Annotated in this window: 13 protein-coding genes; all 13 read right to left on the reverse strand. The window is 59.7% G+C overall.

What is annotated here, in order from left to right; genetic code table 11:
- Positions 1-47: 47 nt before the first annotated feature.
- The gene (gene recN / locus K529_RS09875) at positions 48-1697 is read right to left on the reverse strand and encodes a DNA repair protein RecN (protein WP_046002635.1); all 1650 of its coding nucleotides are present in this window, start codon (positions 1695-1697) and stop codon (positions 48-50) included.
- Positions 1698-1773: 76 nt separating this feature from the next.
- Positions 1774-2625, reverse strand: coding sequence for an outer membrane protein assembly factor BamD (locus K529_RS09880; RefSeq protein ID WP_005609843.1), 852 nt, complete (start codon positions 2623-2625; stop codon positions 1774-1776).
- A 317-nt stretch (positions 2626-2942) separates the two neighbouring features.
- A complete protein-coding gene (gene lpxC, locus K529_RS09885) occupies positions 2943-3890 on the reverse strand; it encodes a UDP-3-O-acyl-N-acetylglucosamine deacetylase (RefSeq protein ID WP_005609841.1) in 948 nt (315 codons plus the stop codon).
- Positions 3891-4087: 197 nt separating this feature from the next.
- Entirely contained in the window at positions 4088-5779 is a 1692-nt protein-coding gene (gene ftsZ, locus K529_RS09890; RefSeq protein ID WP_005609838.1) for a cell division protein FtsZ, read from the reverse strand.
- A 423-nt stretch (positions 5780-6202) separates the two neighbouring features.
- Entirely contained in the window at positions 6203-7537 is a 1335-nt protein-coding gene (gene ftsA, locus K529_RS09895) for a cell division protein FtsA (protein ID WP_009179265.1), read from the reverse strand.
- A gap of 1 nt (position 7538) precedes the next feature.
- Complete coding sequence (locus K529_RS09900; RefSeq protein ID WP_005617982.1) at positions 7539-8438, reverse strand: cell division protein FtsQ/DivIB; 900 nt, start codon at positions 8436-8438, stop codon at positions 7539-7541.
- Positions 8426-9310: a D-alanine--D-alanine ligase gene (locus tag K529_RS09905; RefSeq protein ID WP_005617983.1), complete on the reverse strand. Its 885-nt coding sequence runs from the start codon at positions 9308-9310 to the stop codon at positions 8426-8428. Before K529_RS09905 ends, K529_RS09900 begins: the two co-directional genes overlap by 13 nt.
- Before the next feature lie 345 nt (positions 9311-9655).
- On the reverse strand, positions 9656-10582 hold the full coding sequence (gene murB, locus K529_RS09910) for a UDP-N-acetylmuramate dehydrogenase (protein ID WP_005617984.1): 927 nt from the start codon (positions 10580-10582) through the stop codon (positions 9656-9658).
- Positions 10583-10747: 165 nt separating this feature from the next.
- A complete protein-coding gene (locus tag K529_RS23465) occupies positions 10748-12283 on the reverse strand; it encodes a DUF6161 domain-containing protein (RefSeq protein ID WP_005617985.1) in 1536 nt (511 codons plus the stop codon).
- 59 nt (positions 12284-12342) lie between these two features.
- The gene (locus K529_RS09920) at positions 12343-12591 is read right to left on the reverse strand and encodes a DUF2484 family protein (RefSeq protein ID WP_005617988.1); all 249 of its coding nucleotides are present in this window, start codon (positions 12589-12591) and stop codon (positions 12343-12345) included.
- On the reverse strand, positions 12588-12851 hold the full coding sequence (locus K529_RS09925; protein ID WP_005617989.1) for a DUF2484 family protein: 264 nt from the start codon (positions 12849-12851) through the stop codon (positions 12588-12590). Before K529_RS09925 ends, K529_RS09920 begins: the two co-directional genes overlap by 4 nt.
- Positions 12852-12894: 43 nt before the next feature.
- On the reverse strand, positions 12895-14304 hold the full coding sequence (gene murC / locus K529_RS09930; protein ID WP_009179233.1) for a UDP-N-acetylmuramate--L-alanine ligase: 1410 nt from the start codon (positions 14302-14304) through the stop codon (positions 12895-12897).
- The gene (locus tag K529_RS09935) at positions 14301-15398 is read right to left on the reverse strand and encodes a UDP-N-acetylglucosamine--N-acetylmuramyl-(pentapeptide) pyrophosphoryl-undecaprenol N-acetylglucosamine transferase (RefSeq protein ID WP_046002634.1); all 1098 of its coding nucleotides are present in this window, start codon (positions 15396-15398) and stop codon (positions 14301-14303) included. Before K529_RS09935 ends, murC begins: the two co-directional genes overlap by 4 nt.
- Positions 15399-15420 lie beyond the last annotated feature (22 nt).

A 15420-nucleotide genomic window follows, 5' to 3' on the forward strand; every position in this document is an offset into this window, starting at 1 on the left:
GCCACACCCATCCTGTGAGGGTTAACAAATATTCTTGCGGCGCGTAGCTAGACGTCTGCCAGCAGAGCTTTGGCCGCCGCGCGTGCCTCTGGTGTGATGCGGTCCCCCGAGACCATACGCGCAATTTCATCAATCCGCTCGTCGTCACTGAGTGGCACCACTTGCGACAGCGTCACGCCCGCCTCAACGGATTTCTGCACCCGCCAGTGATGGGCCCCCTGCGCCGCCACCTGCGGCGAATGGGTGACAACCAGCACCTGGCTGCCATCTGCGAGCGCCTTGAGCCGCCGCCCAACCGCATCTGCAGTTGCGCCTCCGACCCCACGGTCGATCTCGTCGAAGATCAGCGTTTTTTCTGCATCCTCGCCGCGCAGACAGACCTTGAGCGCCAGCAGGAAGCGGCTCAACTCGCCACCGGATGCGATCTTATTAAGCGGACCAGCTGGCGCGCCGGGGTTTGTCGCGACGGTGAAGGCCACCGCATCCACGCCCTCTGGGCCCGGTTCTGCGTCAGTGATCAAGGTTTCAAACACCGCGCGTTCCATTTTCAACGGTGCCAGCTCCGCCATTACCGCCGCATCCAATGTCGCCGCGCTATCGCGACGTTTGGCGGACAGACGGTCTGCTGCGGTCTGATATGTGGCCTCTGCCGCCTTCAGTGCTTTTTCCTGATCCGCAAGATTCTGATCGCCCGCATCCAGTGCCTGAAGTTTTTGGCGCAACACATCCGCATGCTCTGCCAGATCATCTGGCTGGACATTGTGTTTGCGGGCCAAGGCGCGGATCGCAAAGAGGCGCTCCTCGCAATCTTCCAGATCGCCGGGGTTAAAATCGAGCCCTTCGAGGAACCGCTCCACCCCGTCCTGAGCATCGCCCAGCTCGATCATGGCGCGGCTCAGGGCCGCCAATGGTGCATCCAGCGCTTCGCCTGCATCACCTGAGACGGCTTCGAGCCAGCGCTGCGCCTCTCCCATCGCGCCCTCCGCCCCTTCAGACAACAGGCTGTGCGCGCGGGCAATATCGCCCCGGATACGCTCAGCGGCCTGCATATGACGGCGGCGGGTGTCTAAATTCTCATCTTCGCCGGGTTCCGGGTTCAACTGGTCCAGTTCGGACACCGAATGACGCAAGAATTCCTCTTCTGCGCGCACGTTTTCCAAGGCTGCACGGGTATCGGCCACCTGCTTGCGTGCGCGGGCTGCGGCGCTCCATGCGGTGCGTACCTCCTCCACTTGGGCTGTGGCATTGGCAAATTCATCCAACATCGCCCGGTGGCCACGCGGATTAAGGAGGCCCCGGTCGTCATGCTGGCCATGCAGCTCCAGCAATGTATCAGAAAGCGCTCTGAGTACCTCGCCCGAGCAACGGCGATCATTGACCCATGCCGTTTTACGCCCATCCGCGGTATTTACCCGCCGCAACAACAGACTGTCTGAAACCGGCAACCCAGCCTCTTCAAGCACCGCCCGCGCCGCGTGTCCCTCGGGCAGATCAAATTCCGCAACGACCTCCCCTTGCGCAGCACCTTGGCGCACCAGCGCCGCGCGTCCGCGCCAGCCCAGCACAAAGCCCAGAGAATCAAGAAGGATGGATTTACCGGCACCGGTTTCCCCGGTGAGTACATTCAGACCCGGCTGGAACGTCAGTTCCAGATGGTCGATGATCAGAAGGTCGCGAATATCAAGCGCGCGCAGCATCTAGATGCCCCGTATTGAGCGCGATCCGAACGCTGCACACCAACGCTCGGATCCAATTGCGCAGAACTGTAGTCCGTCAGAGCCATTGGCCCTTGATCGACTGGCGATAGATCTTGGCGAGCCAGTTGTTGCCACGATCCTTGAGCTTGAGGCCCTGCGAAGTCAGCAGTTTGTAGCCATCCTCATACCAATCTGTTGATTGGAAGTTGTGACCCAGAATGGCGCCAGCAGACTGTGCCTCATCTGTCAGACCGAGCGACAGATAAGCCTCGATCAGGCGATACAATGCTTCGGCCGTGTGCGAGGTGGTCTGGAAATCCTCAACCACCACACGGAAGCGATTGATCGCTGCGGTGTAGTGCTGGCGCTTCAGATAGTAGCGACCGATCTCCATCTCCTTACCCGCAAGGTGATCAAAGGCGAGGTCGAATTTCAGGATCGCGGAAGTGGCATATTCACTATCGGGATAAACCTCGATCACCGTGCGCAGCGCCTGCAACGCCTGGAACGTCAGCCCCTGATCGCGCCCGACCTCGTCGATCTGGTCATAATAGCTCAGCGCCAGAAGATACTGCGCGTAGGCTGCATCCTCATCAGTGGGGTAGAAATCGATATAGCGCTGTGCAGCGGAGCGACTGTTCTCGTAATCCTCGGCCTGATGATAGGTGAAGGCCTGCATGATCAGCGATTGCTTGGCCCATTCAGAATAGGGATAGAGCCGCTCAACCTCAGAGAAATAATAAGCCGCATCCTGTTCGCGGTTCCGAGCAAGCTCAAACTCACCGCGTTCGTAGATCTGAGCCGGAGTAAATACTTCGAGATCTTGTCCCGAGCGCTGTGCATCACCATCCGCACCACCGCACGCGGCAAGAGTCGCCATCAGTGCGACCACTCCGATCCCTTTGGCTGCTGCCCTGATGCCGATCATTCCTGCCTCACTTCACCGTCTCGTTCTGCAGCCTCGCGACCGCGTCCTTTCGCCTGCGTCTTGGCGCGGGCGGGGCCTTACATCCCATGTATGGGACGGGGCGTCGCCACGGTCTAGCACATTCATATGATGTGCAAAACGCCTTTCACACTGCTCAAGCTCAATTGGCAGAGAAAGCCGGTGAGGGTCAAGTCTGGTTGCTTCCTCAAACCGCAGCATTCCATAGCCTCAAACACGCGCACCGAAGCACAAAGTGAAAAACGGCCGACGCGAGCCGACCGTTTCATATCTGATTGGAGTATTTGCACGACCCGCGATCAGGCGACGCGGCGCACCTGTGCCGGGATTTCGGACCAGACCAAGCCTTGGCCCGGCAGGCGTGCGGTCATGATCGGATCACAGGTAACTTCGCGCACGGCACCCGGCGTATCAAAGAGCGCACGAAGCAGAGTATTGGTGAGCGAGTGCCCTGCCCGTTCCCCCACATAGTGACCAAAGATCGGCAGGCCTGCCAGTGCAAGATCCCCAAGTGCATCGAGCATCTTGTGACGAACAGGCTCATCCGGGTGGCGCAGACCGGAACCTGCATGGACCACAGGGCCATCAAAAACCACTGCATTCTCTCCCGGCACACCGCCGAGCGCGAGACCATTGGCCTGCATCGCCTCAACGTCGGAACGACGGCAGAATGTGCGGCTGTCGCAGAGTTCGCGAGCAAAAGTGCCGTTGCGCAGGTCCAGTTCGCGGCTCTGATGGCCAATGCCCTCTTCCGCAAACTCGATGTCAAAAGAGATTTTCAACCGGTCGCAGGGCAACAGGGTTGCGCGCGCGTCCTCGGTTTCCACCATGACCGGTTTCAACACTTTCCATGCGCGGACAGGTACGCCCAGGCGACGGATGCCAGTCGCCATCATCTTGCGGACAAATTCTGCAGAAGAGCCATCCATGATGGGTACTTCAGGCCCGTCGATCTCGACACGAGCATTGTGGATACCACAGCCTGCAAGCGCCGCCATGATATGTTCTACGGTCGAAACCGACACACCGGCTCCGTTCACGAGGCGTGTACACAGCGCGGTGCGCTCCACCATATCCCAGCGCGCTGGAATGAGTGTGTTACCCAAGGCAATGTCGGTCCGCATGAAGGTGATGCCATGCTCGGCGGGAGCCGGGCGCACAATCATCTTGGCCGGTTTGCCTGAATGCAGGCCGGTGCCTTCAAAGGTAACTGCTGCTTTGAGCGTGTTTTGCACAATGTGCCTCATGGGTAGCTTCGGCCTCTGGGGCCGCCTTGCCGGTACACCTAAGGGCTCTGTGCACTAGCCTCAATTCAATCTTTGTAACCGAATGAAACATGAATATTACAGTTTGGCAAAACACCGCTGAGACTAACCTAACCCCATGAAAACAAAAAGTAAAAGACCGCCTTTCGGCGGCCTTTTTTCACGTATTTATTGACAGATCAATTGGCCTGACGACGCAGGAAAGCTGGAATTTCGATCCGCTCCTGATCTTCATCATGCGGCTGCTCAGCCTGCTGGGGCTGTGCGTTCTGCATGCTCGGCTGGACCCGTTGCGCCGCTTGGGGACGATTTTGCGTCGTCTCCTGCGGATGGCCGGTCATACGATTGATCAGAGAATTCAGGCCGAAACGACGCTGCTCTTGCGCATCTGCTGCACGACGCTGCTGTTGCGGCGCGGCCGCTGCAGGTTGCTGCTGTTGCTGGCCACCCTGATGACGCTGAGCCGCTTCACGCAGACGCACGATTGCATCCTGTGATGGTGTTCCCGGCGCCGGGGCACGCGGTGCAACGAACACTTCGGCCTGCGTTACTGCGGGTTGCTGCTGCACAGGTTGCTGTTGAACCTGCTGCGGCTGCTGTTGTTGCATCTGCTGCTGAGGTTGCGGCTGATACGCAGGCGGCGGCAGACCATCAGTCGCATCGGCGCTTTCGCGCACATCCTCGATCAGGTCATCGTTTTGTGCGCCCTGCTGTGAGTCAAACTCGGAAAAGAGCGAAGGCTCTTGCCCGGCAGGAACCTCAGCCGCTGCCTGAGCAACTGGGGCCGCAGTTTCCATCGGCTCGGTCAGCTCCAGAGGTGCGCGACGGTTTTCCTCAACGCTCACGGTTTTGGTCAGCGGAGCAGACATCGGACGGCGCGGAACCGGAACCTCATGGGCATCTTCAGACGCGTCGATACCCGTTGCAACGACGGAAACGCGCATCTTGCCTTCCATCTCGGTATCCAGCGTGGAGCCAACGATGATGTTTGCGTTCGGGTCGACCTCTTCGCGGATGCGGTTTGCCGCCTCGTCCAGTTCAAACAAGGTCAGGTCATGCGCACCGGTGATGTTGATAAGCACACCTTTGGCGCCCTTGAGGCTGATTTCGTCGAGCAGCGGGTTGGCGATGGCCTTCTCGGCAGCCTGAATGGCGCGATCTTCGCCTTCACCTTCTCCGGTGCCCATCATCGCTTTGCCCATCTCATCCATCACGGCGCGAACGTCAGCAAAGTCGAGGTTGATGAGGCCCGGACGGACCATCAGGTCGGTGACGCCTTTAACACCCTGATAGAGCACGTCATCCGCCATGGAGAACGCCTCGGTAAAGGTGGTTTTCTCATTGGCGAGACGGAACAGGTTCTGGTTCGGAATGATAATCAGCGTGTCGACGACTTTCTGAAGGCTCTCAACACCCTCTTCCGCCTGACGCATCCGCTTACCACCCTCAAACTGGAAGGGCTTGGTCACGACACCCACGGTCAGAACGCCAAGTTCACGTGCCGCCTGCGCGATGATCGGAGCCGCGCCGGTACCGGTGCCGCCACCCATGCCCGCAGTAATGAAGCACATGTGTGCGCCTGCGAGGTGATCCACAATCTGTTCGATGCTTTCTTCTGCTGCAGCAGAGCCTACCGAAGGACGTGCGCCCGCGCCAAGACCTTCAGTCACTTTAACGCCGAGCTGCACCCGGTTCTTGGCCGCGTTTTGCTGCAACGCCTGCGCGTCGGTGTTGGCCACAACAAAATCTACGCCCTCAAGCTGCTTGGCGATCATGTTGTTGACGGCATTGCCGCCCGCACCGCCCACACCAAATACGGTGATCTTGGGGCTCAGCTCTTCTTGTCCGGGCATCGAAAGGTTCAGGGTCATGCTTTTTCCGCCTGTGTTTTTAGCCCTCCCGCAAGGGCGTCGATTGTCACTCTTCTGCCTTAATCTTATCGCGACGCATGAGTCTCGTCATCCCCAAAAGCGCATTGCCCCACAAAATATGGGCCAAAAGGCGTGGGAACTTGCCGAATATCGCCTTTCTGGCGAAATATGGTGTAAATTACAGGACCAACACACAACAGAAGGTCACCCCGCACGCAAAACGCGGACGGCAAAAACCTTAACTTCAGATTGCGGCGAACCCCTGCTCGGCCTCGCACATCGCTGATTTTCAGCCTATTTCATGCAGCTTTACCTGATCCGCACGGGCCTGTCACGACCAATGTGGAGAAGCTGTGGGAAACCTGTGGGTAACTTTTGGCGCATTTGCGGCAATCGGCAAAGGTTTGCCGAGCGCCGCGCAAATCACCAGTTGTCCTTAAACCAACGCACGACGCGGCGCATCGATCCACCCGCCATCCGGTCCACCGGCGCGTCGAAATCCCACCACTCATCCTGCGGATGGGCAGCAAAGAGACACATCCCCACCGCCGAGGCAAAGCCCGGCCCGGTCACCGCCTGTGGCAGCCCGTGCACCCGCATCGGGCGCCCCAGACGTACCTGCTGGCCAAGGATGCGGCTTGCAAGCCCATCAAGCCCGAGGATCTGGCTGGAGCCGCCGGTCAGAACGATTTGCTGGCTCGGCAGATGGTCGAACCCGGCGGCGTCGAGACGGACGCGCACCTCCTCCAGGATTTCCTCGACCCGGGGACGCATGATCCCAATGAGTTCCGCCCGGCTAACCGTGCGGCGGTCGCGCTCCCAGTCGCCGGTCTCGCCGCCGATGTCGATCATGTCACGGTCATCCGCCCCGGTGGCATGCACGCCCCCCGACATGGTCTTGATCCGCTCAGCGGTGGCAGTCGGCACCCCGAGCCCCATGGAAATGTCGCTGGTGATGTGATCGCCGCCCATGCGCACCGCATCGGCATAGATCATGTGTTTCTTCATGAAGATCGACACCGAGGTGGTTCCGCCCCCCATGTCGATACAGGCCGCGCCCAGTTCCTGCTCGTCCTCAACAAGAGCTGAGATGCCCGACACATAAGCCGAGGACGCAATCCCCGCCAACTCCAGATCACAACGCTGCACGCAGCGCACCAGGTTCTGGATCGCTGCCGCCTCGACCGTCAGCATATGCATATCAACCGAAAGCGCCTGTCCCATCTGGCCACGTGGGTCCTCAAGACCGGAACGATTGTCGAGTGCGAAATTCACCGGCTGCGCGTGCAGCACCTCGCGTCCTGCGCCATATTCCGGCACCTCGCAGGCGGCCAGCACACGAGCGATTTCGTTCTCGGTGACTTCCTGCCCTTCGAGTTCGACCGTGGCATCCAGCCCATAAGAGCGCGGCAGAGCGCCGGAGAAACAGGCAATCACATGATCGACCCGAACCTCGGCCATCTTCTGCGCCGCCTGAACGGCTGTGCGGATGGCGCGCTCGGTTTCCTGCATGGCGGAAATCTCGCCAAACTGCACCCCGCGCGAGCGTGTGGTGGCCGCACCGATGACGCGAAACCCCGACTGCCCCGCCAGAGAACCGATGGAGTTGTCCTCGCTCAGCCGCCCGATCCCGTCGAACCGCAGCACCAGACAGGAGATCTTGGAACTGCCCACATCCAGAATGGCCACCACACCGCGTTGCATGGCCTGGCGGCGCATCTGCCGCATCGCACGTTGGGATTGATACAGGTCTGTCATATCAATAGGAGCTCTCATTCAATTGACGGATGCGCCACCAGTCCTCAACGGCTGGTGCATTCATCCGCACGGTCAGACGGGCAGGCAGGCGCAAATCCACGACAGCCACGTCCCGTTCCAAAAGATCTTTTACTTCACTTACGGCGATCACCCGCTCAAGCGCTGCCACCGGGCGTTCCACCGGCAACTGAATGCGCTGACCACGATCCAGCACAACGTCCCAGCGGCGCTCACCAATACGCACGATGCCGCGCAAGCGATCCCCAAGTGGGCGCGCTGCCGTAAACAAACGCAGGGCCTCCGCTGCGCGTTTGTCCGCGCCCCGCCCTGCAATCAGTGGCAGTTCAGGATGAAGGCTGCGCTGACCAAGTTCCGCCACAAAGGCACCGGTTTCATCGAGCAGCGCCAAACCGTCCCGGCTGCGCCAGACAATCGCAGGCTCACGCTCCACAACATCGACCTGCAGGATGCCACCGGGGCGGATGCGCACGGCTGCGGTTTTGACCGGATCAAGCCCCACGATCAGATCGCGAATGGCAGGAAGATCCAGATCGAAGGAGCTTAGCGGCAAATCCAGAGAGGTGACTTCGCGGATGTCGGTCGCAACACTCTCTCCCGCCCCGTCGATGGCCATCACGTTAACCATGAATTCGGGGCGGGTCTCAAAGGAGGCGCGCGCCTCATTATAAAGAGCCACCAAGTGATCCCGGCGCGCCTCGCTCGCCAGATAACTGCCCGCAGCGATCAAAATGGCACCAAGCGGCAACCCTACACGCAACCCGGTGCGAATACCGGGGGTGAGCATCCAGCGCTGAATACGATACTTCAGCCGGGAGGGCGCGGGATCGGCCTTTCCCTCGGCGGCACGGTTGCGAGACATACGGGAGGTCAACGCTCGCATGAGGCGTCCTCCACCAGCCACGCGCAAAGCTGACCAAATGTGATCCCGCAATGCTCCGCCTGTTCAGGCGACAGAGAAGTTGGCGTCATGCCCGGCTGTGTGTTGGTCTCAAGAAGCACCAGCCCCTCGGCACCGCGTGCCTCATCCCAACGAAAATCTGTACGTGAGATACCGCGACAGCCAAGCACGTCATGGGCGCGAGCCGCGTAGTCAAGGCAGAGCTTGGTAATCTCTTCGGGCACATCCGCAGGTAGCACATGACGCGACCCGCCCGTGGCATATTTGGCCTCATAGTCGTACCAACCATCGGTGAGGATGTCGGTCACGCAAAGTGCGCGATCGCCCATCACCGTCACTGTCATCTCGCGACCCGGCGCATAAGTTTCGACCATCACCTGCGCGGGCATCTCGTCCGAGAGCTGCGGCGGGCTGTTAGCGGCCTCATGCACGATATAGATCCCGACGGAGGAGCCCTCATTGTTGGGCTTTACCACATAAGGCGGCGTAATCACATGGCCGGCCATGACCTCATCTTTTGAGGCCAGAACGCTATCCACCACCGGCAGACCAGCGATGCGATAGGCCGCCTTGGAACGTTCTTTGTCCATCGCCAAAGCGGAGGCCAGCACGCCGGAATGGGTGTAGGGAATGCGCAGCCATTCAAGAATGCCCTGCACGCAGCCGTCTTCGCCCCAACGGCCATGCAGCGCGTTGAAAACCACATCCGGTTTGATGTCTTTGAGTTGCGCCACAAGGTCCGGGCCTGCATCGACCTCGGCCACCTCATAGCCCTCCCCTCTCAGCGCGCGGGCGCATTCACGCCCCGTCGACAGTGACACCTCGCGCTCGGCAGAGGGGCCACCCATCAACATCGCAACCTTCGGGAGTGTTCCGCTCGCTCCACCCACGATCACTGCCTCAATTTTACTCGGGCATTTGCGCCCGTATTATCATTATAACGGCACCGGTTTTCCGGCTCCCGTACAGTAATTCTTTGTCTCGACAACGGGGGCCTGTTCCCCTTTGTCGAATTTTCACACCTGCGAACACGTCACGGCCTGCTCCGACAGTGCCCAGATTATGACTGAAGCGTTACAGCTTCATTAACCAAGGTAACCTGTCAGCGCGCCCTGATCCCCTCGAAACCTCGCCACAGAGCCCGGACGGCACATCGCCACACTGGCCCATATTCATGAATTCACTTGAGTTTTCGGAGGTTACGACCGCTCAGGATCGCCCACACGCATGATTTCCCATTCTAGCCAAATGCCGGAGTCCGCGTAAACCTTTTTTCGCACATTTTCGCCCAATCCTTCAAGATCAGCGGCTGTTGCGCCACCGGCATTAATCATGAAGTTGGAATGTTTTACGCTCATTTGCGCGCCGCCAAGGGTCGCACCCCGCAATCCGGCGTTGTCGATCACCTTCCACGCCTTGAGGTCCATGACGTCATCAGCCTTGCCCGTGGAGGAAAATCCCGCCGGATTGCGAAAGGTCGATCCCGCCGAGCGCTCTTTGGTGGGCTGGCTTTCGTCACGCTTGCGCAATTGTTCTTCCATGCGCGTGGCAAGTGCACCGGGATCGCCCTCGGGGCCGCGTAGCGTGGCGGAGACCAGCACAGCGCCCTCTGACAGGTCGGTCTGGCGATACTGGAAATTCAGAACGTCAGCCGTCAACGTTTTTAGACTGCCATCGCGCAAGACCACCTGCGCGGAGACGAAGACATCCGCGACATAGGAGCCATAGCATCCGGCATTCATTCGCACCGCTCCGCCGATACTGCCGGGAATAGTGCGCAGGAATGTCAGGTCCACCCCAGCCTCAGCAGACTTGCGGGCCACATGCGCATCCAACGCCGCCGCGCCTGCAGTTACGGTGTCGCCCTCGACCTCAATCGTGTTGAACCCCCGACCAAGCCGGATCACCACTGCGCGCAAACCGCCGTCCCGTACGATGAGGTTTGACCCGACCCCCATGGGAAAGACATCCACATCTGCAGGGAGATCCCGCAGGAAGCTCTGCAAATCCTCAAGATCCGCAGGCTGAAACAGATAGTCCGCAGGCCCGCCCACGCGCAACCAAGTGAGGTCTGAGAGGTCTCGGTTCGGCGTCAGTCGCCCGCGTACGGCAGGAAGGTCGGTCATGATGGCTCACTTCAGGTTTCGCGCAGGGTTTAGGCTATCCCACACGTAGAAGAAAGAGCCAAGGAAAGCGGCTTTCCGCTCAGACAATCCGATCCCGCCAGCGAAAGTAACGCGCCCGCCCCGGTGTGCGCGCTCCGCCCCCATCTCGGTCGGACGCTTAGCACATCATTTCGACAGTAGCTTACTCAACGCTGCTGTCAGCGAGGGATCAATCCCGCTATCCTCTTTAATTATGCCATCTGAACTCGGCCGAAACAGTGCCGCATAAACAAGTGCACGCTGATCCCTAGCCTCATCAGTCACGCTATCGCCCTCATTAATTAGCCCAATATAGGCCTGTGCAAAGGCCCGGCGCTCGCGCGCATCCAGCGCCAAATGCCGCTCTGACAGGTATTCCTTCATCTGGATTCGCGCAAACCACAGCGCCAGTGTCAGCAAGGTCAGCACCGAACCAGAGACGATCATCCCTCGGAAACTGAAACCATTGCAAAGCTCAGGCTTATTGATCGGGTCACAGCCAACCGGCGTCAAAACCCGTTCCAATATTTCATTTCCAAAGCAAAGCACACCTATGATCACAACAATCAGGGTTGCGACAAGAGCAAGCGCAAGAAGATACCCCACCCAAGCCTTATTGCGCCGTTCGGTGTGTTCGGTTTCTTTCTCCTGCCAGAGCTCAACCGGGGCCTTGATCTTCTGATCCTCAACAAAACCCGCCAACGCGGTTGAGAACTTGTTCTTATAGTCCTCACTCAACGCGTCAAAGGAGGTTTCAAAATTCTTTTTCTGCGCGTCTATCTCTTTTGAGAGCGCGGCATATCGTTCGTGAAGTGCTTCATTCTCTTTGGAAAGCAATGGCAAGCGCTCTTCCAGCGAGGACACTTCATCCTGCAGACTGTCCATCGTGGATTGCAGCACATGTTGCCGCTCGTCGATCACATCCATGTTGGTGGATCGGGACCGCACATTTTTAATACGCCCCTCCTTGATCCTCTCGATTGCCACGCCCACGGCTTCTGGACCGGCATCCCAGACCTGAGGCTCGATCAGCGCAACCTGTTCCAGCAGATCCCAGTTGGGCGGATTTGAAACGGGATCGAGCATCTGCTCGTACCACTCCCTCCAGAACGACCAATCACCTACGGCGTCATGGAGCCTTGCGAACAGCCTAACTATATCACGACCTATCGGGTTCTCATCTACCCAAAGCGGCAACTGCCAAACATCGTTGCCTTGCGATACAGCCAAACAGTCATGTCGCATATTGTCGATGGCGATTTCATCAGCCAATCCCGCATCAACATACTTATTTGACTTACCAAACTCACGAAAAGCAGCAAGCGCAGCGCCAATCGATGTACGCATCGTGTTAGCGTTGCCGCTCACAAAGACTGAAGCAAATACTGCTGCCTTGACAGCACTCCTTTTTGCAACGGAGTGTCGGCGAGCCAAATCCGCAGCTCTGGTACGCAACCAAGCATTATCGGTTTCATGAGCGACTGATGACAAGAGCAACGCTCCAATACCTGCCAAAGCTAATTGCTCACCTTCTGACTTGTCAGCTTCAAAAGCCTCAAGAAGAAATATGGGGCACACCCTGAGAGCCATTCGAAGTGCAACCGCCACAAAGACTTCCCGCGGTTGCCCATCCAACCATTTCATCAGGCTGTCTTGATCCGTAATCTCGCCAATCTCAACCATAGCCGCCTCAAAATACCCTTGCGCTCAACTTGCGGCAGTGCGAGCGGCTTGGCAAGTGCTCAACCCTTGCGCAATCCGCGCAGCCAGCGCACCAGATAGATCACCGGCCAGCGCAGGATCGACATGCCCGCAACCAGCATCGCCAACCCCCACCATGGGCCATTTTCATAGGTGACATATCCGAGGATCGGGATGCCGATTGCGATCAGCACATAGGCGCGGGTCCAGTGGTTGTCTTTTGATGGGATCAGCGCCAGCACATTGGCCAGCACCACCCAGAGACACGCAAGGATCAACGAGGTGTTCATGGCCGGGGGCCTCCACTCTCGGTCCCGCCAAAGGAGCGGCGCAATAGGTAAGTCAGAGGTTTGCGGAACATCGACAGCAACGCAAACAGGCCAAGACCTGCGGCGGACAAGCCAAAATCTCGGTACAGCAACCAGATCAGGACGGGCGCAATCAACAGAAGCAACAGCCCCGGTGGGCGTTGGTAGCGTAGCGGCAGGAACGCCACCACGCTCGCACATAGCACCCAGACCGCGCTGGCAATGAGCGAGAGGGACATCATCTGCCCCTCCCCTTTGCCGTCGCGGGCCGGAGTGCGTCCGACCTCACCCCTTCAGTCTTTCGGGCAAGCCGTTGGCCCAAGCCGAAATCGTACCGGCACCGAGGCACACAACCATGTCGCCGGGGCGCGCCTGTTCGCGGACCAGACGCAACAGATCGTCCTCGTTGAGGATCGCGCGGGCGTGGCGATGGCCGTGGCGGATCAGCCCCGCCACCAGATCATCGCGGCTGGCGCCCTCAATGGGGTCCTCCCCGGCGGCAAAGACCTCGGCAATGGCGACCACATCGGCGTCATTAAAACAGGCGCAGAAATCGTCAAACAGACTGGACAGGCGCGAATAGCGGTGCGGCTGGTGCACCGCGATGACGCGGCCCTCACCCTCAGAGCCAATGGCCTGACGCGCAGCCTTCAACACGGCGGCAATTTCCACCGGGTGGTGGCCGTAGTCGTCGATGATGGTGACGCCGTCGACTTCGCCCACTTTGGTGAAGCGCCGGTTCACGCCGCCAAAGGCCGCAAGTGCTGCGCGAATTTCATCCAGCTTCATGCCGAGGTGACGGCACACCGCCACCGCCGACAGCGCGTTAGAGACGTTGTGATCGCCCGGCATCGGCAGGGTGCAACCTTCGATCTTCTGCCCTTCGGCTTGCAGCAGGATGTCGAAATGCGCCACGCCGCCTTTGTAGGTGAGGTTCACCGCCCGCACGTCCGCTTGTGCGTTAAAGCCATAGGTCACCACGCGGCGGTCCGAAATCCGCCCCACAAGCGCCTGCACCTCGGCGTGGTCGGTGCAGCAGACCGCAAGGCCGTAAAAGGGGATGTTGGAGACAAACTCGTAAAACCCGTCGCGCAGCCGGTCAAAGTCGCCCCAGTGTTCCATATGCTCAGGGTCGATATTGGTCACGACGGCGATGGTGGCGGGCAGCCGGTTGAAGGTGCCGTCGCTCTCGTCGGCCTCGACCACCATCCATTCGCCCTGCCCCATCCGCGCGTTCGAACCATAGGCGTGGATAATGCCGCCGTTGACCACGGTGGGATCAAAGCCGCCCGCGACCATCAGCTCGGCCATCATGGTCGTGGTGGTGGTCTTGCCGTGGGTGCCGCCGATGGCGATGTTGGACTTGAGCCGCATCAGTTCGGCCAGCATCTCGGCCCGGCGCACCACCGGCAGCCCGCGCGCGCGGGCTTCGTCCAGCTCGGCATTGCCGGGTTTGATCGCGGAGGAGATAACCACCACTTCGGCGTTTTCCAAATTCTCGGCGCGCTGGCCCTCAAACACGGTGGCCCCGAGGGTTTCCAGTCGCTGGGTAATCTTGGAGGATTTCAGATCCGAACCCTGCACCACATAGCCGAGATTGAGCAAAACTTCGGCGATGCCAGACATACCGATGCCGCCGATGCCGACAAAATGGATCGGGCCGACGTCGCCGGGCAATTTGGTGGCAGGGGTCATTGGGCAGCTTCCTCGGACAAATGTTCAACAAGCACCACGAGACGATCCGTGGCATCGGGAATGCCTGTGCTCAATGCTGCGTTCGCCATCTGGGTGGCCCCTTGGGCATTGGTCAGGACTGCGGCGATTTGCTCTGCTAGTGTTGCAGTGTCAAGGGCGCTCTCCGGGATACGAATGGCACCGCCTGCTTCAACCAGCCCACGGGTATTGGCAGTCTGGTGATCCCCTGCAGCTGTGACGAGCGGGATCAGGATCGAAGGGCGCCCAATGATCGAAATATCCGCAATAGAGGACGCACCGGAGCGCGAGATCACCAGCTGCGCCTCGGAAATGCGCGACGGCACATCGGTAAAGAAGGGCTGCACCTCGGCATCAATCCCCGCATCGGCGTAAAACTGCGCAACACGCGCCTGATCTTCGTCGCGGGCCTGATGACTGACGCGCAAATGGCGGCGAAGGGCTTCGGGCAGCGCGGCAATTGCGCCGGGTACTACATCCGACAGGATGCGCGCGCCCTGACTGCCGCCGATCACCAAGAGCGACATCGGATAATCGCCGGGCGGAATATAGGGCGCGCCCTGACGTTCCAGCACCGCGCCGCGCACCGGATTGCCGACATGCACGCCATGCGCGCCCTCCGGCAGCTCCGTGGGCCAGACGCCGCACGCGACCTGCGCCACGCGGGTGGCGAATTTCTGGTTCACCTTGCCCAGCACGCCGTTTTGTTCGTGGATCATGCGCGGCAGCCCCAACAGCGTCGCCGCCCCCAGCGCCGGGATCGAGGGATAGCCGCCAAAGCCGATCACCGCATCAGGCCGTTCACGCCGCATTTCCAGCGCCATCGAGGCCACGCCAGCCGCGATGCGGGGCGCGACCATGGCCTTTGCCAGCAGCCCACCGCGCGCAAATGTGGCCGAAGAAACTTCGGTGATCTCGGTCATATGGGGAAAGCCGCCGGTATAGCGCGCACCACGCGCATCGGTTGAGAGCTTCACCCGCCAGCCCTTGCGCAACATCGCTTCTGCCAAGGCCTGCGCGGGGAACATATGCCCCCCGGTGCCGCCCGCCGCCATCAGGAGCAGTTTCTGTGTCATCTTGTGCCTGCCTTCGCGTTCT

The organism is Tritonibacter mobilis F1926 (genome assembly GCF_000376545.2).
Classification (GTDB): domain Bacteria; phylum Pseudomonadota; class Alphaproteobacteria; order Rhodobacterales; family Rhodobacteraceae; genus Epibacterium; species Epibacterium mobile.